The 21529-nt window shown below is 62.8% G+C and carries 23 protein-coding genes, 1 tRNA gene and 1 riboswitch; of the genes, 18 read left to right on the top strand and 6 right to left on the bottom strand.

The features are described from left to right. The first annotated feature begins 278 nt into the window (after positions 1–278). The 6 genes from A3AY_RS41110 to A3AY_RS0125915 all read left to right on the top strand — a co-directional run bounded on the left by A3AY_RS41110 (position 279) and on the right by A3AY_RS0125915 (position 5374). The gene (locus A3AY_RS41110; protein ID WP_018328597.1) at positions 279–1340 is read left to right on the top strand and encodes a septal ring lytic transglycosylase RlpA family protein; all 1062 of its coding nucleotides are present in this window, start codon (positions 279–281) and stop codon (positions 1338–1340) included. A gap of 80 nt (positions 1341–1420) precedes the next feature. Further along, a riboswitch (SAM riboswitch) is annotated at positions 1421–1498 on the top strand. 70 nt (positions 1499–1568) lie between these two features. Next, entirely contained in the window at positions 1569–2495 is a 927-nt protein-coding gene (gene metA / locus A3AY_RS0125935) for a homoserine O-acetyltransferase MetA (RefSeq protein ID WP_026203835.1), read from the top strand. Then, a complete protein-coding gene (locus tag A3AY_RS0125930; RefSeq protein WP_018328595.1) occupies positions 2492–2944 on the top strand; it encodes a GNAT family N-acetyltransferase in 453 nt (150 codons plus the stop codon). Before metA ends, A3AY_RS0125930 begins: the two co-directional genes overlap by 4 nt. 106 nt (positions 2945–3050) lie before the next feature. Next, positions 3051–4067: an aldose epimerase family protein gene (locus A3AY_RS0125925; RefSeq protein ID WP_018328594.1), complete on the top strand. Its 1017-nt coding sequence runs from the start codon at positions 3051–3053 to the stop codon at positions 4065–4067. Positions 4068–4114: 47 nt separating this feature from the next. Further along, positions 4115–4882, top strand: coding sequence for an SDR family oxidoreductase (locus A3AY_RS0125920; protein WP_018328593.1), 768 nt, complete (start codon positions 4115–4117; stop codon positions 4880–4882). A 111-nt stretch (positions 4883–4993) separates the two neighbouring features. Further along, positions 4994–5374 carry a hypothetical protein gene (locus A3AY_RS0125915; protein ID WP_018328592.1) on the top strand — a complete coding sequence of 127 codons (381 nt, stop codon included), beginning with the start codon at positions 4994–4996 and terminating at the stop codon, positions 5372–5374. A gap of 430 nt (positions 5375–5804) precedes the next feature. Here A3AY_RS0125915 and A3AY_RS36130 read toward each other — a convergent pair whose 3' ends face one another. Then, positions 5805–6197: a GFA family protein gene (locus A3AY_RS36130; protein ID WP_040669231.1), complete on the bottom strand. Its 393-nt coding sequence runs from the start codon at positions 6195–6197 to the stop codon at positions 5805–5807. Positions 6198–6406: 209 nt separating this feature from the next. Then, positions 6407–6481: transfer RNA gene (locus A3AY_RS0125900), tRNA-Gly, on the bottom strand. A gap of 243 nt (positions 6482–6724) precedes the next feature. On the opposite strand from A3AY_RS0125900, the gene A3AY_RS0125890 reads away from it, so the two are divergent. The 4 genes from A3AY_RS0125890 to A3AY_RS0125875 all read left to right on the top strand — a co-directional run bounded on the left by A3AY_RS0125890 (position 6725) and on the right by A3AY_RS0125875 (position 9283). Then, complete coding sequence (locus tag A3AY_RS0125890) at positions 6725–7234, top strand: prolyl-tRNA synthetase associated domain-containing protein (RefSeq protein WP_018328589.1); 510 nt, start codon at positions 6725–6727, stop codon at positions 7232–7234. 69 nt (positions 7235–7303) lie between these two features. Then, the gene (gene trxA, locus A3AY_RS0125885) at positions 7304–8287 is read left to right on the top strand and encodes a thioredoxin (protein WP_018328588.1); all 984 of its coding nucleotides are present in this window, start codon (positions 7304–7306) and stop codon (positions 8285–8287) included. A 117-nt stretch (positions 8288–8404) separates the two neighbouring features. Beyond that, positions 8405–9085 (top strand): LON peptidase substrate-binding domain-containing protein, encoded by a 681-nt coding sequence (locus A3AY_RS0125880; RefSeq protein ID WP_026203833.1) that lies wholly within the window; start codon positions 8405–8407, stop codon positions 9083–9085. Positions 9086–9094: 9 nt separating this feature from the next. Beyond that, on the top strand, positions 9095–9283 hold the full coding sequence (locus A3AY_RS0125875) for a Trm112 family protein (protein ID WP_018328586.1): 189 nt from the start codon (positions 9095–9097) through the stop codon (positions 9281–9283). Between the two features lie 132 nt (positions 9284–9415). On the opposite strand, the gene A3AY_RS0125870 is transcribed toward A3AY_RS0125875, so the two are convergent. After that, the gene (locus A3AY_RS0125870; RefSeq protein WP_018328585.1) at positions 9416–10630 is read right to left on the bottom strand and encodes a ubiquinone biosynthesis hydroxylase; all 1215 of its coding nucleotides are present in this window, start codon (positions 10628–10630) and stop codon (positions 9416–9418) included. 102 nt (positions 10631–10732) lie between these two features. Between A3AY_RS0125870 and tesB the strand changes: the two genes are divergently transcribed. The 5 genes from tesB (at position 10733) to A3AY_RS0125845 (ending at position 17373) form a co-directional block, all read left to right on the top strand. Then, positions 10733–11617, top strand: coding sequence for an acyl-CoA thioesterase II (gene tesB, locus A3AY_RS0125865; protein ID WP_018328584.1), 885 nt, complete (start codon positions 10733–10735; stop codon positions 11615–11617). A gap of 224 nt (positions 11618–11841) precedes the next feature. Next, positions 11842–12192: a P-II family nitrogen regulator gene (locus A3AY_RS0125860; RefSeq protein WP_018328583.1), complete on the top strand. Its 351-nt coding sequence runs from the start codon at positions 11842–11844 to the stop codon at positions 12190–12192. Between the two features lie 30 nt (positions 12193–12222). Then, complete coding sequence (locus tag A3AY_RS0125855; protein ID WP_018328582.1) at positions 12223–13647, top strand: ammonium transporter; 1425 nt, start codon at positions 12223–12225, stop codon at positions 13645–13647. Positions 13648–13901: 254 nt separating this feature from the next. After that, positions 13902–16571, top strand: coding sequence for a DNA translocase FtsK (locus A3AY_RS0125850; protein WP_026203832.1), 2670 nt, complete (start codon positions 13902–13904; stop codon positions 16569–16571). A gap of 136 nt (positions 16572–16707) precedes the next feature. Further along, a complete protein-coding gene (locus A3AY_RS0125845) occupies positions 16708–17373 on the top strand; it encodes an outer membrane lipoprotein carrier protein LolA (protein ID WP_026203831.1) in 666 nt (221 codons plus the stop codon). 30 nt (positions 17374–17403) lie between these two features. Here the strand turns inward: A3AY_RS0125845 and A3AY_RS0125840 are convergent, their stop codons facing one another. Continuing rightward, complete coding sequence (locus A3AY_RS0125840; RefSeq protein ID WP_018328579.1) at positions 17404–17910, bottom strand: GNAT family N-acetyltransferase; 507 nt, start codon at positions 17908–17910, stop codon at positions 17404–17406. Positions 17911–18257: 347 nt separating this feature from the next. Here A3AY_RS0125840 and A3AY_RS0125835 point away from each other — a divergent pair, with 347 nt between their 5' ends. After that, positions 18258–19064 carry an exodeoxyribonuclease III gene (locus tag A3AY_RS0125835; RefSeq protein WP_018328578.1) on the top strand — a complete coding sequence of 269 codons (807 nt, stop codon included), beginning with the start codon at positions 18258–18260 and terminating at the stop codon, positions 19062–19064. Between the two features lie 6 nt (positions 19065–19070). Here A3AY_RS0125835 and A3AY_RS0125830 read toward each other — a convergent pair whose 3' ends face one another. After that, the gene (locus A3AY_RS0125830; protein WP_018328577.1) at positions 19071–19526 is read right to left on the bottom strand and encodes a cyclic nucleotide-binding domain-containing protein; all 456 of its coding nucleotides are present in this window, start codon (positions 19524–19526) and stop codon (positions 19071–19073) included. Positions 19527–19578: 52 nt separating this feature from the next. Continuing rightward, on the bottom strand, positions 19579–20262 hold the full coding sequence (locus A3AY_RS0125825; protein WP_018328576.1) for a response regulator transcription factor: 684 nt from the start codon (positions 20260–20262) through the stop codon (positions 19579–19581). Between the two features lie 143 nt (positions 20263–20405). Here A3AY_RS0125825 and A3AY_RS0125820 point away from each other — a divergent pair, with 143 nt between their 5' ends. Then, positions 20406–20957 carry a L,D-transpeptidase family protein gene (locus tag A3AY_RS0125820; protein WP_018328575.1) on the top strand — a complete coding sequence of 184 codons (552 nt, stop codon included), beginning with the start codon at positions 20406–20408 and terminating at the stop codon, positions 20955–20957. Further along, on the top strand, positions 20954–21523 hold the full coding sequence (locus A3AY_RS0125815) for a hypothetical protein (RefSeq protein ID WP_018328574.1): 570 nt from the start codon (positions 20954–20956) through the stop codon (positions 21521–21523). Before A3AY_RS0125820 ends, A3AY_RS0125815 begins: the two co-directional genes overlap by 4 nt. The last annotated feature ends 6 nt before the right edge of the window (positions 21524–21529 follow it).

Below are 21529 nucleotides of genomic sequence, written 5' to 3'. Positions count from 1 at the left end.
GAAAAGGCGGCGTATATTCGCATGTACTAATGGAACCTTTTGGCATCGGCTCCGCTTCTATACGCGGAAGGAGCGAATTTATGGGCCGTCCCCAGAATGCAGCAATACATCGACGAGTGCCTCAGCTGCAAAGCCGTCTGTCCCTCGACCCGATGCACAGCGGACTGCAAGCGCGTGACGGGCTTGCCGCAGATGCACGGAGGGCTGTCGCCAGCGTTGGACGCATGGGGTTTGATGTAAGGACGGCTGTCAGAGGCCTGCGATGGCTGGCGATCACGATGGTCTGCTGCAGCTGTGCTGCCTGCACGACCACGCAAGCGCCGGACAGCAAGGGATATATTTCCGAAAAGGCATACGGCGTGAAGGCGGGCCCGCGGGTCGCCTACGGCAAGAAAATTCACAAGGGCGGCGGCCGCTATGTGATCGGCAAGCCCTATGTGGTGAGAGGCAAGCGCTATCATCCGAAGGAAGAGCCGAACTACGACAAGAGGGGCGTCGCTTCCTGGTACGGCTCGGCGTTTCGCGGGCGCCTGACCGCAAACGGCGAAATTTACGACCCGGATCACCTTTCTGCCGCGCATCCGACCCTTCCGCTGCCCAGCTATGTGCGCGTGACCAATATTGAAAACGGTTCGTCGCTCGTCGTGCGCGTCAACGATCGCGGTCCCTTTCACCACGGTCGCATCATCGACCTTTCCAGCAAGGCAGCCGACATGCTGGACCTGAAGCACCGTGGCACGGGCCCCGTTCGGGTGCAGTATGTGGACCACGCCCGCCTGGGCGAAGACGATATGCCCTATCTCATGGCCTCCTACGTCAAGCAGAGTGGCCGCTTCCCGGTCGTCGATCCGCCTCAGCTCGCAACCGGCCTGATGGTGGCCTATCAGTCGCTGGGCGACCATTTGGGGAGCGCCGGTCAGTCTCTGTGGTCAGCGCAGACGAACCTTGCCGGCAAGACGCCAAACGCCTCCTACCGGACAGCGACCCGCGCCGCCGCAGCGTTCCAGACATTCGAGCAATTCGTGATGTTGCCTGGGATCAGCCACACAACCTTTGAGCGGCAGCCCGAATACGCCCTGGCCAAAGGCCTGGGCGGCGATACAGATGTCGATTATTGCCTGGAGGAGAATAGTGATGACGGTGTGCGCGGCATGTGCGAGGTTCAAGTTCTCCCTCTGCCGGGACGCAACAAGCGTCTGACCGGCGTGATCTCCATAAGCCGGCGGCGCCGAAGCGGCTGGCGCGGGACACCATCATCCCTGCCTGACGCCCACAAAGCGCCGGAAGCGGGCATCCCCTCAAGATGGCGATTGCTCCAAACTTGCCTCGGAAGGAACTGACGGAACTGGCGGCTAGGTTGCAGGCCGATAGGCCGCTGTGGCCATGCGCCACCATTGATTTTAGCCGTTCGCGGCGCTATATCCGCATTCGTGGTGATTTGGCCGGCCGGCTTGCAGCCACGTTAAACAAGTTGCTAAAGGGCCGTGCATGCGCAAGCAAAGCGGGCCGGTAGCGATCTTGTCGTTGCCGGTTTTTTTGTTCCGCTTATCCTGACCCGAGTGTTGCCCATGCCCATCAAGATTCCCGATACGCTGCCCGCTTTTGAAACCCTCGTGAAAGAGGGCGTCAGGGTGATGACCGAAACCGCGGCGATCCGCCAGGACATCCGCCCGCTGCAGATCGGGCTCCTGAACCTCATGCCGAACAAGATCAAGACCGAGGTGCAGATGGCGCGCCTCGTCGGCGCCACGCCGCTGCAGGTCGAGCTTTCGCTGATCCGGCTCGGCGGCCACAAGGCGAAGAACACACCGGAAGACCATCTGCTCGCCTTCTACGACACTTGGGACGAGGTCAAGCATCGCAGGTTCGACGGCCTGATCATCACCGGCGCGCCGGTCGAGACGCTGGACTACGAGGACGTCACCTACTGGGGCGAGATGCGAGAGATCTTCGACTGGACGCACACCCATGTCCATTCGACGCTCAACATCTGCTGGGGCGCCATGGCGGCGATCTACCATTTCCACGGCGTGCCGAAACACACGCTGAAGGAAAAGGCTTTCGGCGTCTACCGTCACCACAATCTCAACCCGTCGTCGGTCTATCTGAACGGCTTCTCCGACGATTTCCAGATCCCGGTATCGCGCTGGACCGAAGTGCGCCGCGCCGATATCGAGAAGGTGCCGGGACTGGAAATCCTGATGGAATCCGACGAGATGGGCGTCTGCTTCGTGCATGAGAAGGCCGGCAACCGCCTCTACGTCTTCAACCATGTCGAATATGATTCGACCTCGCTGTCGGAGGAATATTTCCGCGACGTGAATGCCGGCGTGCCGATCAAGATGCCGCACAACCATTTCCCCCACAACGACCCGGAACTGCCGCCACAGAACCGCTGGCGCAGCCACGCGCATCTGTTGTTCGGCAACTGGATCAACGATATCTACCAGACGACGCCCTATGATCTCGCCGATATCGGGAAGGGCAGGACATGACGGCCGATCTGGTCATTCGGCCGCTCGAGCGCGCCGACGAAGCCGACTGGCGCCGTCTGTGGAAGGCCTATCTGGCCTTCTACGAAACCACCCTGCCGGAGGAGATCTATGCGCTGACCTTCTCACGCCTCTTGAGCGGCGACGCGCATGAGTTTGCCGGTCTGCTGGCGGTGCTCGACGGCCGGCCGGTCGGGCTCACGCATTTCCTCTTCCACCGCTCCTGCTGGTTTGAAAATCCGGTCTGCTATCTGCAGGACCTCTATGCCGATCCGGACGTGCGCGGACAGGGGATCGGCCGCGCGCTGATCGAGGCGGTCTATGTAAGGGCGCAGGCGGCAGGGACGCCGAAGGTCTACTGGATGACGCAGGAATTCAACGCCACGGCCCGCCAGCTCTACGACCGGATCGCAGCGAAGTCGCCTTTCATCGTCTACCAGAAGATGCTGTGAACAGGATCGGCCGCGGCGGCGATCCGTCGTGAATTGTATGACTTTTCGGTTGCCGCGCTGCACGAAATGACGCAGTTTGCCGCCGGAATAAGTGGAGGATAAAGCCGTGCAGACAGAAACTGAAATCTTCGGCCATCTGCCGTCTGGCGAACCGGTTCACCGCCTGACCATCCGCGGCGGCGGGCTGACCGCAAATATCCTCACCTGGGGCTCGGTCATCCAGGACCTGCGCCTCGACGGCCACGCCGCACCGCTGGTTCTCGGCTTCGAGAATTTTCAGGACTATCTCGATCACTCCCCCTATTTCGGCGCGACGCCGGGCCGCAACGCCAACCGCATCGGCGGTGGCCGCTTTTCGATTGACCGCACGGCCTATCAGCTCGAATTGAACGAAAAGGGCGTGACCCACCTGCACGGCGGCAGCGACGGCATTGCCAAGCGGCTGTGGAGGATCCTCGCCCGCGCCGAACACCGCGTCGTGCTTGAGATCACCGATCCCGACGGCCGGGCCGGCTATCCCGGCAATTGCACAGTCACCTGCACGTACACCGTCACCGACGGCGGCGTGCTCAATGTCGTCTACGAGAGCACGACCGACCGCGCGACCATCTGCAATGTCTGCCAGCATAGCTATTTCAATCTCGACGGCGCCGCCGACGCACTGGGCCACGACGCGATGATTGCTGCCAATCACTACCTGCCGACGGACGCGCTGCAGGTGCCGACCGGCGAAATCCGCGCCGTCGAGGGCACGGCCTTCGACCTGCGCTCCATGACGCCGCTGCGCCGCCAAATGGAAGGCGAGAAAATCGCCTACGACCACAATTTCTGCCTCGCCGACGCCCGCGGCCCCAAGCAATCCGTCGCGCTGGTGCGCAGCATCAATTCGGGCGTTTCGCTGGAAGTCCGCACCACCGAACCCGGCGTGCAGTTCTACACCGGCTTCAAGATGAACGTCCCAGTCCCCGGCCTCGAAGGCCGCCGCTACGGTCCCTTCGCCGGCTTTTGCCTGGAAACGCAGATCTGGCCCGACGCGGTCAACCATGCCGGTTTCCCTGAGGCCGTGCTGCGGCCGGGGGAAACGCTCAGGCAGGAAACCGACTACGTCTTTACCCGGAACTGACATCCTGCTGAGATAGGCAATCGCCTGAGCCGCGGAGGGATTGACCGATGACGACACCGACCCACGACAGAATAGCACTGGTGACCGGCGGCGGCACCGGCATCGGCCGCGCCATTGCCGAGGCGCTCGTCGAAAGCGGCTTCACCGTCGTCATCTCCGGCCGCCGCTCCGACGTTCTGCAGGCGACCGCACGCGAAATGGCCGCCCATACCACCGGCACGGTCCGGGCCTTCGCCGCCGATGTCGGCGATCCGCAATCGGTGGCCACCCTCTTCCAGACCATCCGCCACGATTTCGGCCGCCTCGATCTGCTCGTCAACAATGCCGGCATGAGCCTGCCGGCCGTGCCGATGGAAGACATCACCTTCGAGCAGTGGAATGCCATCGTCGCCGCCAACCTGACCGGCGCCTTCCTCTGCACCCAGCAGGCGATGAAGCTGATGAAGGCGCAGACGCCGCAGGGCGGCCGTATCATCAACAACGGCTCGATCTCCGCCTCGACGCCTCGCCCCTTCTCGGCGCCCTATACCGCGACGAAACACGCCGTCTCCGGCCTGACCAAATCGACAGCACTCGACGGCCGCCCCTTCGACATCGCCTGCGGCCAGATCGACATCGGCAACGCCTCGACCGACATGACGGCGAAAATGGGTGGCGGCGTGCTGCAGGCGAATGGCGAGACCGCCAGCGAGCCGACCATCCCCGCCAAGCTTGTCGCCGACGCCGTCGTCTACATGGCCGGCCTGCCGCTCGACGCCAACGTCCTGTCGATGACGGTGATGGCGACAAAGATGCCCTATGTGGGGCGCGGCTGAGCGCTGCTGCACATCCTGAAGGCCCGCTCTGGGCATAATCGGGCTGCCGGCTAAAGAAATTCCGGAACAGCCGGCGTTCTCCTGCGTTCACTGCCAGGAAGGAGAACCGACATGGCAAAGAACAGGATCCCGAAGAAGGTCGCCGGTTACAAGGTGCCAAAGACTATCCGCAAGTCATCCGTCATCCGGACGCTGCTCGCCAGCAATATCGGCCGCAACGTGCTCGCGAACGCACTGACCGCCGGAGCCGGCGCCGCTGCCGCCATCCTCGTCGAGGAACGCGAGGAGATTGCCGCCACGACCAAGAAGGGCGCACGCAAGGGAGCTAGGGTCCTCGGCCTTGCCGGAGACGCCATCCGCAGCGCGGCCGAGGCCGCAACGGAGGTGGTCCGGGATGCGGCGGATGCAGCCTTGCCAAAAAAGATGCGCAAGCAGGCGAAAGCGCGGAGGCGCGCAAACAAGGGCCCTCGACAGGGCGCCGCCGTCCACTGAGGCCGACGTCGCACCGGGAATTCCCAGGCAAGGAGCGACGGCTGGAACGCTTCCTTCAAAAGCGCTTCGGCCCCTCCATCAGCGATCGCGCCGCAGCGGCGGCCGTCGCCCACGTCCTCCTGCGCCTCGCGCGCAAACACCCCTGGATTGCCGCAGATCTGCTGCTTGCCGGGATGGGGCGCGGCGGAAAAGTCGGCCTGCGCGAGATCGCCCGGCATCTGCGCGGCAAGGTGAAAAATCACCGGGCGGAAGAGCGGAAAACGCAGCGGCTGCAAGCACCGGTACGTGGCTGAGCCGATCGGCTACGGTCCTGGCCGCGGATCTTCCCTTACCTGTCGAAGGCGCTTTCCACGAGCATCCGGTTGCGGATGCCGATCAAGGCATCCATGTTTGTCAGCTCGAAAGGGCGGGGCGCCTGCCCTTATGCGCGCTATTCCTCGAAGCGGCTCGTAGCGTCACGATCGCGGTCGTATCGTCTCGCAAGCGGAAACGGCGGCAACCACGATTCGCGACGGATGATCCAGCTTTCGTAGGTTGGCATCAGCTGGTCGGGAGTATCCAGGGATCCGAGGTTCACTTCGATCTCGTCTGCGGTGCGGGCGAAAACGGACGAGCCGCATCGGGGACAGAAGAACCGCCCGGCGTAGTCGCGCGTTTCGCCGTCGATCGTCACCGCATCCTGCGGGAATATCGCGGAAGCGTGAAAAAGGGCCCCGTGATGCTTGCGGCAATCGAGACAGTGACATAGGCCGACCCGGTATGGGCTACCCGAGGCCACGATGCGGACGTTTCCGCACAGACAACCGCCCGTATATCGGTCCATGCGCGTCTCCTCCAAAATCAAGCGGCGGAAAATATCTACAACGAACGGGATTGTCGGCGCAATTGCTCGCTGCAGAGCGGATCGCTTCGCCTGACGAATTCGCAGCCGTGTGGGGAACCCTGACTTGCGAAGCCGTGAGCGCCTCGTGTCACCCACGCCGAAAAACACAAAAGCCCCGGCGAACCGAGGCTTGCGACGTCTTGGAAGAATGGAGCGGGTGAGGCGATTCGAACGCCCGACCCCAACCTTGGCAAGGTTGTGCTCTACCCCTGAGCTACACCCGCTCATTGTCGACGGCCTGGGGTAGTCGGTGGCCGAAGGTCGCTGCGTTGCGGCGACGGGCGCTATATGGCCCAGCCGTTTTCCAAATGCAACAGGGAAATGACGGCTTGCCGAAGAAATTTTTGCAGGAACGTCGCAACTCCCTGAAAACAGGGCGTTTTGCGGCCTTCGCAATTGCATAGATTGCGCTTGTCTGCCCTTCGCCGTAAATCAGGACCGCCATTTTCAAGACGAAGGAACCCGCCATGAGTGAAGTGCAGCCGAAGACGCAGGACGAATTGTTCCAGTTTCTGGACAGCCTCGGCATCGAGCACACGACCAAGCGGCACGCGCCGGTCTTTACCGTCGCCGAATCGGTCGCGCTGCGCGACGAGATCCCCGGCGGACATACAAAAAACCTGTTTGTGAAGGACAAGAAGGACAATTATTTCCTGCTCACCGTCGAAGAGAACGCAACCGTCGACCTGAAGACCGTGCATACGATCATTGGCGGTGCCAGCAAGGTTTCCTTCGGCAGACCGGAGAAGCTGATGGAATATCTCGGCGTCGTTCCCGGCGCGGTCACCGCTTTCGGGGTGATCAACGACACGCAAAAACAAGTGAAGATCATTGTCGACGAGGCTCTGATGAAGGAGGCGACCGTCAACTGCCACCCGCTTGCCAATGATGCGACGACATCGATCGCCTCCAAGGATCTCCTGCGCTTTATCGAGGCGACGGGACACGAACCGCTTGTCTTGAAAGTGGCGTCCTGACATACGATCTTTGACGGGAAACCGAGCAGTGACGGGCAGACGGACGAAAACGCCCGCGAGGAGACATGGATGAGCGGCAGCGATAACCCCTATGCAGGATCCTATGGCAACCAGATGACGGCGACGGCCAGCTATGGCGGCGCGGCGGCCAAGGCTCCCGCAACGGCGGCGGCTGGCGACCTCATCAAGGATACGACGACCGCCAGCTTTTCCCGCGACGTGCTGGAGGCCTCGCGCCAACAGCCGGTTCTCGTCGACTTCTGGGCCCCCTGGTGCGGGCCCTGCAAACAGCTGACGCCGATGATCGAGAAGGTCGTCACCGAGGCACAAGGCCGCGTCAAGCTCGTCAAGATGAACATCGACGATCATCCGTCGATCGCCGGCCAGCTCGGCATCCAGTCGATCCCCGCCGTCATCGCCTTTTCCGGGGGCCGCCCGGTCGATGGCTTCATGGGCGCAGTGCCGGAAAGCCAGATCCGCCAGTTCATCGACAAGATCGCCGGTCCCGTGGTCGATGACCGGGCAGCCGAGATCGAGGCGGCGCTGACCGAGGCAAAGACGCTGCTCGATCAGGGCGATCTTCAGAATGCCGCCGGCCTTTTCGGCGCGGTGCTGCAGGCGGATCCGGAAAATGCCGCGGCGCTGGCCGGCCTTGCCAACTGCATGATCGAGGCGGGCGAGCTGCAACAGGCACGCGACGTCCTGTCCAATCTGTCCGATACACTGGCCAAGGACGCCAACATCGTCGCCGTCCTGAAAAAACTCGGCCAGATCGAGGAAGCCCGCAAGCTCGGCGACCCCGATGCGCTGGAACAGATCCTTGCCGCCAATCCCGACGATCACGGCGCGCGCATCAAGCTTGCCAAGATCCGCAATGTCGAGGGCGACCGCGCGGCAGCCGCCGATCACCTCCTGCAGGTGATGAAGCGGGACCGGACCTTTGAGGACGATGGCGCGCGGCGCGAACTTCTGCAGTTCTTCGACATCTGGGGCCCGATGGATCCGGCAACGCTCTCCGCACGGCGGAAGCTGTCGTCGATCCTGTTCTCGTGACAGCTTTGTGACGCGCTCCCTTGAGATTTCAGGTGGGCGCACCATTTCTTGTCCTTAAGCGGCGGCGAGGCCGCACTCGCCAAGAAAGCGCCTGACAGCGACGGGGTATGGTCAGAAATGCAAGTTGGAAATGCACGTTATCTCAGGCCCCAGGACCTGCCGGAGACGCTGCCGGTATTTCCGCTGACGGGCGTGCTTCTGCTTCCCGGCTCGCAATTGCCGCTGAACATTTTCGAGCCGCGCTACCTTGCCATGTTCGACGATGCGCTGGCGGGAAACCGCCTGATCGGCATGATCCAGCCCTTCTTCGGCGAATCGCGCGAAGAAGCGGGCCAGGCGCATGTGCAGGCGCTTTGCCAGGTTGGTTGCATCGGCCGGATCACCTCGTTTGCCGAGATGGAAGACGGCCGCTACCTGACGTCGCTCACCGGCATCTGCCGCTTCCGCCTGTTCGATGAGCTGCATCCGACGAAGGGCTACCGCAATTTCCGGATCGCGCCTTTCGCCACCGATCTCAACGGACCGGATGACGAGGCGCAGGTCGACCGGAAAGCCCTGCTTGCCGCCTTCAAGGCCTATCTCGACGCCAACAAGCTGGAGGCGGACTGGGAAAGCGTCGAGCGGGCCAGCAATGCCACCCTGGTGAATTCCATGGCAATGATGTCGCCCTACGGCCCGGCCGAGAAACAGGCGCTGCTGGAAGCCCCCGACCTCAAGACCCGCGCCGAAACACTGATCGCCATCACCGAGATCGTGCTTGCCCGCAGCTTCGGCGACATCGAGACCATCCTGCAGTAGGCGCAAATGATGGAAGACAGGACCAGCCGCGTGGACCCGAAACTGCTCGAACTTCTCGTCTGCCCGCTGACCAAGGGCCGACTCAGCTATAACGCCGCCGACAACGAACTGATTTCGGAAAAGGCAAAGCTCGCCTATCCGATCCGCGACGGCATTCCCATCATGCTGATCTCCGAGGCACGCAAGATCGAGGATTGATCGCTGCAATCACCGTTCCGTCATTTCCATGCATTGATAGCCGTCATCCAGTCGTGACGGGAGGAGGACGAAGCGGCACTCCGGGCCAAGTCCCCTCTCCCCGCCTGCTGGGAGAGAGGCACTCTTCCTACGTTAGATCGGCTGACCACCCAGCAGCTTCGGCTCACCCTGCCCGCCAAGCCCCGATGCCTGCCGGATGAAGAAAGCCTTCAGCGACGGCATGCGATCGACGAGCCCCAGGCCGAAATCGCGCAGCGCCCGGATCGGCGTGGCGTCGTTGGAAAACAGCCGGTTCAGCACGTCCGTCGTCACGCCCATCCGGAACGTGTCGAAACGCCGCCAGCTCTGGTAGCGCTCGAGCACCGCAAGCCAGCCGATATCGAGACCCAGCCGATCGGCGTCGACGATGGTCTCCGCCAGCGCCGCCACATCCTTGAAGCCGAGATTGAGGCCCTGGCCGGAGATCGGATGGATGCCATGGGCGGCATCGCCGGCAAGGGCGAAACGCGGGGCGATGAAATCGCGCGCCAGCGTCAGGCCGAGCGGGAAGGCCTGGCGCGCGCCGACGACCTTGAGCGCGCCGAGCTTGTGGCCGAAACGCCGCTCCAGCTCTTCCTCGAAGACGAGGTCGTCGCTGGCGATCAGTCGCTCCGCATCCCGCGTCAGCTCCGTCCAGACCAGCGAGGACCGGTTGTTCTTCAACGGCAGCGTTGCGAAAGGTCCGGCCGGCAGGAAATGCTCCTCCGCCGTGCCGTCATGCGGGCGCTCGTGCTCGACGGTAGTGACGATGCCGGACTGGCCATAGTCGAAATCCACCGTCTTGATGCCTGCCGCATCGCGCAGTTTCGAGCGTACGCCGTCGCAGGCGACCAGCAGCCGCGCCTCGATCACGTCGCCGCTCGCCAGGGTGACGGCGACGCTATGATCGCCGCTCTTGAAATCCTTCGCGACCGCTGACGCACGGATATCGACACCGAGCGCGGCGGCAGCCTTGCGCAGGGCGCCGACCAGCGCCACGTTCGGCACCATATGGGCAAAGGGCCGGCCGTCGACGCCGCCCTCTTCAAACGTCAGGAACACCGGACGGACCGGATCGGCGGTTTTCGAATCGGTGATCACCATGCGCTTGATCGGCTCGGCTTCCGGTTCGATCTCGCTCCAGATGCCGAGCACGTCGAGCATCTGGGCGGCGGCGGCGATGATCGCCGAGGCGCGCTCGTCCTTCTTCCAGGCATGTTCGGGGGCGCCGTCGATCAGGGTTACGGCCAGGTGCGGCGCCGCCTTCTTGACGGATACGGCCAGCGACAGGCCGACATAACCGCCGCCCGCAATCACCACATCGATCATCTCAGTTCTCCCGTCGCTCTTGAGCATTGCTTCTCGCCTATATAGATCATTGGCACGCGCCTTCCTACCACCGGCGCCATTCTGCCCTTGGAGATTGCCGAAATGTCGCGCCCCAATGACACCCCTGGCCCGATGGATGTTCTTCTACGGACGCTGGACCTGGAGAAACTCGAGGAGAATCTCTTTCGCGGCCGCTCGCCCCAGGTCGGCTGGCAGCGCGTCTTCGGCGGGCAGGTCATCGGCCAGGCACTGGTGGCGGCACAGCGCACCGTCAGCGAAGGCCGCTACGTGCATTCGCTGCATGCCTATTTCATGCGGCCGGGCGATCCCACCGTTCCGATCATCTACGATGTCGACCGCATCCGTGACGGATCGAGCTTCGCCACCCGCCGCGTCGTCGCCATCCAGCACGGCAAGGCGATCTTTGCCCTGTCGGCCTCCTTCCAGTTCGACGAAGACGGTTTCGACCACCAGATCGCCATGCCGGACGTGGCGCCGCCGGAAAGCCTGATGGGCGAGCAGGACATCAAGGAGAAGTTCCTGGTGAATGCGCCCGAGGCCATCCGCCGCTACTGGGAACGCCCGCGGCCGATCGAAGTCCGGCCGGTGTCGCTCAAGCACTATTTCTCGCGCGACACGCTGGAGCCGGTGCAGGACGTCTGGGTGAAGACCGTCGGAACCGTTCCGGACGAACGCCATATCCAGGCGGCCGTGCTTGCCTATATCTCCGACATGACGCTGCTCGACACGGCGCTCTACGCCCACGGCACCTCGGTCTTCGACCGCGACCTGCAGGTGGCGAGCCTCGATCACGCCATGTGGTTCCACCGGCCCTGCCGCATGGACGACTGGCTGCTTTACACCCAGGACAGCCCGAGCGCGTTCGGCGCGCGCGGCATGACCCGCGGCAGCCTTTTTGATCGCTCCGGTGTCCTGATTGCCTCGGTTGCCCAGGAAGGCTTGATCCGGAAAAAGGCATCTGAATAAAAAAGCGTCATTTTTTATTTTTTGCCCATTTTTTCATCGTTTAAATTGACGTTTTTTTAACATTTTGCCGGCGCCCTCCGGCAAAATGTGGCGTTTCCATGTCTTTTCATAGGGTTAAGACCCCATTTCGAATCTGGCACGCGCCTTGAATAGCAATGCACGGTCGTTGGGGAATTTGTGCTCGGCGGCAAGGAGAGACGGCCCCGAGCCGAAGATGAACAAGGATGGGAAACCAGATGAAAATTGTGATGGCCATTATCAAGCCGTTCAAGCTCGATGAGGTTCGCGAAGCCCTCACCGCTGTCGGCATTCAGGGCCTGACCGTGACCGAGGTCAAGGGTTACGGGCGCCAGAAGGGACACACGGAAATCTACCGTGGCACCGAATATGCCGTCAGCTTCCTGCCGAAGCTGAAAATCGAAATCGCCGTCGCTTCCGAGATCGTCGACAAGGCCGTCGAGGCGATCGCATCCTCGGCCAAGACCGGCCAGATCGGCGATGGCAAGATCTTCGTCTACTCGATTGACCATGCGGTGCGCATTCGTACCGGCGAAACCGATTCAGAAGCGCTGTAAGTCACGGCCGTTCAGGGAGCTATATTTCAGATGTCCTCATTCAAACTTTCCACCTCTCTTGGACGCGTGAGCGCTGCAGTTGCAGCCTTCCTCGCCCCAGCCATTGCCTTCGCGCAGGAAACGGCGCCGGCCGCCGCTGAAGCCGTGGCCGCAGCGCCGGTCCCGGACAAGGGCGATACCACCTGGATGCTCGTGTCCTCGGCGCTCGTGCTCCTGATGACGGTTCCTGGCCTCGCCCTCTTCTATGGCGGCCTCGTGCGCACGAAGAACATGCTGTCCGTGCTCATGCAGGTGCTGATGATCGCCTCCGTCGCGATGGTCGTCTGGGTGGTCTATGGATATTCCATGGCCTTCACGGCCGGCGGCAGCCTGAACTCCTTCGTCGGCGGCTTCTCCAAGCTGTTCCTTGCCGGCGTCGACACGACGACCGTCGTTGAAACCTTCTCGAAGGGTGTCGTCATTCCGGAACTGGCATTCGTCATCTTCCAGATGACCTTCGCCGCCATCACCCCCGGCCTCATCGTCGGCGCCTTCGCCGAACGCGTGAAGTTCTCCGCGGTGATCCTGTTCACGATCCTGTGGCTGACCTTCATCTACTTCCCGATCGCCCACATGGTCTGGTTCTGGGGCGGCCCGAGCCTCTATGCCGATCCGTCCGGCCTGATCTTCGGCTTCGGCGCCATCGACTTCGCCGGCGGCACCGTCGTTCACATCAATGCCGGCATCGCGGGCCTCGTTGGCTGCCTGATGATCGGCAAGCGTACCGGCTTCGGCAAGGACATGATGGCTCCGCACTCCATGACGCTTACCATGGTCGGCGCTTCCCTTCTGTGGGTCGGCTGGTTCGGCTTCAACGCCGGCTCCAACCTTGAAGCCAATGGCTATGCCGCGCTCGCCATGATCAACACCTTCGTCGCCGCCGCTGCCGCCGTCATCTCCTGGTCGGTCGTCGAAACCTTCACCCGCGGCAAGGCCTCGATCCTCGGCGCCGTATCGGGTGCGGTTGCCGGCCTCGTCGTCATCACGCCTGCCGCCGGCTTCGTCGGCCCGATGGGCGCCATCGTCATGGGTCTCGTCGTCTCGCCGATCTGCTACTTCTTCGTCTCCACCGTGAAGAACAAGTTCGGTTACGACGATACGGCTGACGTCTTCGGCGTTCACTGCATCGGCGGTATCCTCGGCGCGCTGCTGACCGGCGTATTCGTCAACCCGGCGCTGGGTGGCGCAGGCATCGTCGACTATTCGACCGCCGACTTCGCCGCCGGCTATGCCGGAACGGCAGCGCAGGTCTGGTCGCAGTTCAAGGGTGTCATCGTCACGCTCTTGTGGTCGGGCATCGGCTCGGCGATCCTCTACAAGATCGTCGACGTGATCGTCGGCCTGCGCGTCACGGTCGAAGCCGAGCGCGAAGGTCTCGACCTGTCGTCGCACGGCGAAGCTGCATACCACTCCTGAGAAATTACGGAGCCGGCAAAACCGGCTCCGTTCACAGTCCCGTCGCGGCTTCGTGTTTCACGAAACCGCATCTTTGCCCGGATCTCGCATCCGGGCTTTTTTTGTGGCCGGTTTGCCCCGGCCGTGGAAAACCGGCGCGGCAGGCGCGTTTCGCGTAAACGAAGCGTCAAGGTTAATAGGGCTTTAACCCTCCTCTGCTTACGGTGGAAACATGTGCGCATTGCGCTTTGCAGACGAACGGGCAGCAGGTCACCATGAGCAGAAGCAATCAGGCGGTATTCGACAACCGGTCCAACCGGTTTGTGCTTTCCACATTTGTCTTGAGGCAGGTGGCCGCGCTGGCAGGCTTCTCATTGTTCGTCGCGCTCGGCTTCGCCGTCGCCGCTTTGTCGACCTGGAACGTCTCCGATCCGAGCTTCTCCTATGCGACCGCGGATGCCCCGACCAATATTCTCGGCTACACGGGCGCGGCCTTCGCCGATATCTTCATGCAGTTCTTCGGCATTGCCAGCGTCGTGGCGCTGCTTCCCGTCGTTGCCTGGGCCCTGGTGCTGATCTTCAGCAAGCCCTTCGACCACATTCTCAAGCGCGCCGCCGCATGGTTCGGCGGCTCGGTGCTCGCCTCCGCAGCACTCGGCTGCATCCCGGCGCCGGTCACCTGGCCGCTGCCGAGCGGCCTCGGCGGTGTTTTCGGTGACATGATCCTGCGGTTCCCGGCGCTTTTCACCGGCACCTTTCCGTCCGGCACGTTCGGCACGGTGCTCGGCATCCTGCTTGCCCTGCCAGCCACCTATTTCCTGGTCTACAGCGCCGGCCTGATCGGCGTATCCGATCCGGAGGAGGATATTGCGGTGCCGGCTCCGACGCCGAGCAAGGCGCGCACCGTCCGCGACGAACTGGAGGACGACGAATCCGAAGGCATCGTCATGGTGATTGCCGGGGCGCTCACCCATATGCGCTTCACCGCCCAGGCGCGTTTGCGCCGGCTGTTCGGCCTCAGCGGCCGCCGCAAGCCGGCCTCGCGCCATTACGACGAACCCTATGATTTCAACACCGACGAGTTCGGCACGCTGAACGAGCCGGTGCGGCCGAAGCCCATGTCGCGCACCGAGCGGGTCGAGCCTTCGCTCGACCGCAGCGAGCGCCGCGTCGTTACAGCACCGCCGATGTCGATCGACGATGACGAGGAAGACGATTTCCTTGACGCCGGACGCCGGCCGGCCGGCATCATGCCCGAGGATGACGAGGACGACGATGTCGCCGCCGACTGGGCACCGGTGCCAGCACCGCGCAAGCAGCCGCCGGCCCAGGCGAGCGGACGCGTCATCCCGGCCGCGCCGCGCCCGAAGACGGGCCAGCGCATCGAGCGTGAGGCACAGGCCTCCTTCGTCTCCGACGAGGAGAATTTCGTCCTGCCTCCACTGCATTTCCTCGCCGAGCCGAAGAATGTCGCGCGCGACGCGACGCTGTCGGCCGACGCGCTGGAACAGAACGCCCGCATGCTGGAAGGCGTGCTGGAGGATTTTGGCGTCAAGGGCGAGATCATCCATGTCCGCCCGGGCCCGGTCGTCACGCTCTATGAGCTGGAGCCCGCGCCCGGCATCAAGTCGTCGCGCGTCATCGGCCTTGCCGACGACATTGCCCGCTCGATGTCAGCGATCGCCGCCCGCGTCGCCGTCGTGCCCGGCCGTAACGCCATCGGCATCGAACTGCCCAACCAGCGCCGCGAAACCGTTTACCTGCGCGAACTGCTGGGCAGCCGCGATTTCGAACAGAGCAAGGCACGGCTCGCCATGGCGCTCGGCAAGAATATCGGCGGCGAGCCCGTCATTGCCGATATCGCCAAGATGCCGCATCTGCTCGTTGCCGGTACCACCGGCTCCGGCAAGTCGGTCGCCATCAACACCTTCATCCTCTCGCTGCTCTATCGCCTGACGCCCGAGCAGTGCCGCCTGATCATGATCGACCCGAAGATGCTTGAACTGTCGGTCTATGACGGCATTCCGCATCTGCTCTCGCCGGTCGTCACCGATCCGAAGAAGGCCGTCGTCGCGCTGAAGTGGACCGTGCGCGAGATGGAGGAGCGCTACAAGAAGATGTCGAAGATCGGCGTGCGCAACATCGACGGCTTCAACAGCCGCGTCGAGCAGGCGCTGGCCAAGGGCGAGCAGATCAGCCGCACCGTCCAGACCGGCTTCGACCGTCAGACCGGTGAAGCCGTCTACGAGACGGAAGAATTCGACCTGGCCCCCATGCCCTATATCGTCGTCATCATCGACGAGATGGCCGACCTGATGATGGTTGCCGGCAAGGACATCGAAGGTGCCGTCCAGCGGCTCGCCCAGATGGCCCGCGCCGCCGGCATCCATGTCATCATGGCAACGCAGCGTCCGTCCGTGGACGTCATCACCGGCACGATCAAGGCCAACTTCCCGACCCGCATCTCCTTCCAGGTGACCTCGAAGATCGACAGCCGCACCATCCTTGGCGAACAGGGTGCCGAGCAGCTGCTCGGCATGGGCGACATGCTCTACATGGCCGGCGGCGGCCGCATCCAGCGCGTCCACGGTCCCTTCGTGTCGGACACCGAGGTCGAGGACGTCGTCGCCTACCTGAAGACGCAAGGCGCCCCGCAATATCTCGACGCCATTACCGAGGATGACGACGAGGACGGCGAAAGCGGCGGTCCGGCCGGTACCTCCAATCTCGCCGAATCCGACGACCCTTACGACCAGGCCGTCGCCATCGTGCTGCGCGACGGCAAGGCTTCGACCTCCTACGTCCAGCGCCGCCTCGGCATCGGCTACAACCGCGCCGCCTCGCTGATCGAGCGCATGGAGCAGGAGGGCATCATCGGCCCGGCCAATCACGCCGGCAAGCGCGAGATTCTGGTGCCCACCGAAAGCGAAATCACCGGCCGCTGACGCCACGCATGCCCTCGTCGCGCTGGCCTCGATGAAGGGCCCGCGTGACCTCACGGCGAATTGAAGACGGGCGCAGGCAAGGCCTTGAAGGCGCCGCACTTGCGCTCCACATGAGACTGAAATGAAGGAGATTGCCATGACAGACACCGCAACCGGCCGCCGCGGACAGAAGCACGCGTTTTCGCTGCCGCGCCGATGGCTCGTCGGTGGTCTCGCAACCCTTGCCGCCGTTGCCTTCATCGGCCTTCCCGCCGAGGCCGCCCGGGCGCAGGCGGGCATCGCCCAGAAGATCGCCGATCATTTCGCCTCGGTGAAGACGATGAGCGGCGAGTTCGTGCAGTTCGGCCCGCGCGGCGAGCAGACGGGCGGCAAGTTCTATATCAGTCGTCCCGGCAAGATCCGCTTCAACTACGAGGCCCCCTCGCCGATGCGCGTCATCGCCGACGGCAAGTCGGTCGTCATCGGCAACCAGAAAATGAAGACCTGGGATATCTATCCCCTGTCGAAGACGCCGCTGAAGCTGCTCCTGTCCGATAATATCGACCTGACCGGCAAGATGGTGCGCGACGTCAAGGAAGAGGCCGACCTGATCACCATCGTGCTCGGCGACAGAAGCGTCTTCGGCGATGCGACGATCACCCTGATGTTCGACCCGAAGACCTATGACCTGCGCCAATGGACGATCACCGATGCGCAGAAGAAGGACACGTCCGTGATGATCTTCAACGTCAAGAACGGCGTGCCGATGGACGACAAGGTCTTCCAGATCCCTTACGACGACGTGCGCAACAAGTCTAAGTGATCCCGTCCGCAAAGGGACGCTGTAGCAACATCACGCCGATGACGCCTCTGCGTCGATGCGCCGCGTCATCAGGATCTCGTCGATCTCCCGTCCTTCGTGGATCGTGCCGCCGGCGATGCGGCCGACCTCGACAAAACCTTCCCGCCGGTAAAACCGGATGGCAGCCGGGTTTTCGGCGCTGACGGCAAGCTCCAATTGCCGGATACCGGCGTTCCGGGCATGGCAGACAATCGCTTCGAGAAGCGCTTTCGCGTGACCGCCGCCGCGCCGGTCGCGACGCACATAAACCATGACGATGGTTGCCCGGTGGGCCATCTTGCTGGCGCCCTGCCGGATGAGCCCCATGATGGCAACCGGCTCTTCCTTGTGAAAATCGACGAAGACGGCAGCGCTGGTCAGGCGGCGGCGCCACTCGTCATCCGGCAGTTTTTCCCAGTCCGCGGCGCTGCTGGCAAAGACGGCAGGCTCGGCGCGCAAGGCCTCGAGCCGGATGCGGCGAAAGATGTCGAAGTCCTCGGGGTCGAGATGGCGGATCATGCAGGACCTTTCGGGGAAAAGCCGCGCAGCAATGATCGCGGCAAATGAAACCTGAACGGCAGTAGATATCACCAGACGCAACTGTCAATATCGGCTGCAAATCCAATGGCCAAGTGCGAAAAAAGCCCTTATGACCGCGGTGCACGACAGCATCGGAAATACCCGCTTCGTCACTTCGTTACATCTCCCCTCAAGGCGGGAGGTTGGGAGCAAGAGGCCAGCCCCAAGCGAATCTTCCCCCTTGAGGGGAGATTGCGGCAGGGCAGAGGGGGTGAGACGGCCACTGTCGCCTATTGTGAAATATGACGTCCGCTTCAACGAAAGCACATCCTAGGAAAGACTCCCGCATGGCATTGTCGATCGCGACCTGGAACATCAACTCGGTGCGCCTGCGCATGCCGCTGGTCGAACATCTGCTGACGACATGGTCGCCGGACATTCTCTGCCTGCAGGAAACCAAATGCCCGAACGATCTGTTTCCGTTTTCGCCGCTGAAGGCGCTCGGCTACGAGCACATCGCCATACACGGCCAGAAGGGCTACCATGGCGTCGCCACCATTTCCCGCCTGCCGCTGCACGAACTGACCGACCGGCGTGACTATTGCGGCGTCGGCGATGCCCGCCATCTCTCCGTGGTGTTCGAGAAATCGGCCAGGACGATTCGCCTGCACAATTTCTATGTTCCCGCCGGCGGTGACGAGCCGGACCGCGCGATCAACCAGAAATTCGGCCACAAGCTCGATTTCATCGACGAGATGAAACTCTTGCATGCCGAAAGCGAGGCGGGCATCTCGTCGATCCTCGTCGGCGATCTCAACATCGCGCCGCTCGAGCACGACGTCTGGTCGCACAAGCAGCTTTTGAAGATCGTCAGCCACACCCCGGTCGAAACCGAGGGCCTCACCGCCGTCATGACCGGCGGTGCCTGGGTCGATCTGATGCGCCAGCACACGCCGGCGCCGGAAAAGCTCTACACCTGGTGGAGCTACCGCGCCAAGGACTGGGAAGCCGCCGATCGCGGCCGCCGCCTTGACCACGTCTGGTCCTCCGCCGATCTCGCGCCGCACCTGACCCGCGTCGATATCCTGAAGGAAGCCCGCGGCTGGGACCGCCCCTCCGACCACGTGCCGGTGATTGCCCACTTCGATTTGTGAGAGCTGTCACCCGAATTTCGGCGCCAGCTTCTGCACGTTGCGGATCATCGTCTGCAGATTGTCCTTGATCCGCGCTTCGACGACGACGGCCACTTCCGGATATTCCTCCAGCATGCGGCGAAACAGCGGCCGGTTGATGCGGATCACCTCGCTGTCTTCCTCCGCCGTCGCGGTGAACTTGCGCTCGACGAAGGAGATCATCGCCAGCTCCGAAAGAAGCGTTCCGCGGCCGACCGTGTCGACGACCTCGACGCTGCCATCTACCTGGCTGCGGGTGAGACTGAACGAGCCGCTGGCAATGGCGAACGCGCAATCGGCCGGTGCGCCCTCGCGAAACAGCTGCTGGCCCCGGCTCAGCCGGCGGCGCTCGGCCCCGAAGGCGATCAGCCGCAGCTTGTCGTCGTCGATATCCGCAAATAGCGGCACGAGGGACAGAAGGGCGATGTCGTCATTCAGCGACAAGGGAATACCTCGCAGGAAGCATAAGGCCGGGTGTCGTCACGCCCCCATGTCTTCAGGGAACGATCTTGTACCCGCCATTCTCTGTCACCAAAATCTCCGCATTGGAAGGGTCGCGCTCGATTTTCTGGCGCAGCCGGTAGACATGGGTCTCGAGCGTGTGGGTCGTCACGCCGGAATTGTAGCCCCAGACCTCTTCGAGCAGCACGTCGCGCGTCACCACCTTCTGGTCGGCGCGATAGAGATAGCGGATGATCGCCGCTTCCTTTTCGGTGAGCCGGATCTTCTGGCCGTTTTCCAGCGTCAGCAGCTTCTGCCCCGGTTTGAACGTATAGGGACCGACGGTGAAGGTCGCATCCTCGCTCTGCTCGTGCTGGCGCAGCTGCGCCCTGATGCGGGCAAGCAGCACGGCGAAGCGGAAAGGCTTGGTCACATAGTCGTTGGCGCCCGCCTCCAGCCCGAGGATCGTGTCGGAATCGGTGTCGTGGCCGGTGAGCATGATGATCGGTGCCTTGAAGCCGCCCTTGCGCAGGAGCTTGACCGCCTCGCGCCCGTCCATGTCCGGCAGGCCGACATCCATCACCAGAAGGGCGATCTGCTGGTTGCGGGCCGTATGGATGCCCTTGGCCGCCGTCGGCTCCTGAAGAATGGTGAATTCCTCATAGAGGGACAGCTGCTCGGTCAGCGTTTCGCGCAGGTCGTTGTCATCGTCGACGAGAAGAATGGTGCGGGCCGACATGCTGAGATCCCTCCTTGCTTCCGGATTGAAACTAACTCAAACGCTACCTTAAACAAGCCTGGAAGCTTCACCCGTTTGTTACATGTTGTGTAGTGCTATGGTGTGGTTTCCACTCACGGACAACGCAAAAAACTGTGTGTAAAATGCGACGAAAACCCCGCAAGGCCGCAAATCCCGTCCGCACCATCGTCGTCAGGAGAAAACCGGGAAATCACAGCCGCGCGCTTCTCACCTTCGCGGGCCGTACCGAGGAGGCCGCGATCGGCCGCGGCGGCATCAGCTCGCGCAAGCGCGAGGGCGACGGCGCCACCCCGATTGCCGCCATGCGCCTGATCGGCGGCTATGTCCGCCACGACCGCATCACCCCGCCGCCGACGGCCCTGCCGCTCCGCTTCACGCCGCAAAACCTGCTCTGGTGCGACGAACCGCGCGATGCCAACTACAACCGCCCGGTCACCGCCCCGTTCGCGCAAAGCCACGAAAAGATGCGCCGCGCCGACGGCCTCTACGACGTCTGCCTGGTGATGGACTGGAATTTGCGCCGCCGCAAACGCCATGGCGGCTCGGCCATCTTCTTCCATCTCGCCAAGCCCGGCTATATGCCGACCGAGGGCTGCGTCGCCGTCAGCCGGCCCGCGATGACGCGGCTGTTGCGGTTGATGCGGCGGGGGACCGTGGTGAGGGTGGTGGGATGACGGCCAGGGATGGGAACGTATCGGGTAACACAGCCCTCTATATCGCCGTGGAAAAATTCGATCCGTCAAAAGGATTGCAATGGCGCGACTACATCGTCTGGTCGGGCCTGACACAACTTGATGAGGTCGTTTCGCTTGACGGGATGCTTTGCCCCGTCATTCTCAAGGAAACCAAGGCCAGCTATTGGGATCACATCGTCAACGAAGACGGCATGCTCAACTTCTTCACCGATCTCGATTTCCTGAAGCAGCAACTCGGCGCGCCCGCGAACCTCAACATCCTCGCGGTTCTGCGCAATCCAACGGAAGAGGCGGTCCGGGAAGGTCTGGGCGATCGCTTTCGATTTGTCGGCTATGACCTCCTGGACCAGGACCAGGGCGTCAGCGCGCTTACCAACTGCGGCGGCTTTCCGGATGTCTTTGCCAATGCCGAGCTGTCAACAAAGGGTTTGCTGCAAAGCTACAGCAGGGCAAGAGAGGTTCAGCGCGACCTGAAGGAGCGGTACCCGGAAGAGTGCCACGCGGATTGCAACATCTGGGCCATTTTTCGGCTGGACGCGGCATGACATCCA

The organism is Rhizobium giardinii bv. giardinii H152 (assembly GCF_000379605.1).
GTDB lineage: Bacteria > Pseudomonadota > Alphaproteobacteria > Rhizobiales > Rhizobiaceae > Pararhizobium > Pararhizobium giardinii.
The sequence above is the reverse complement of the archived record's forward strand: the minus strand, read 5'-3'. Positions and strand labels throughout refer to the sequence as shown.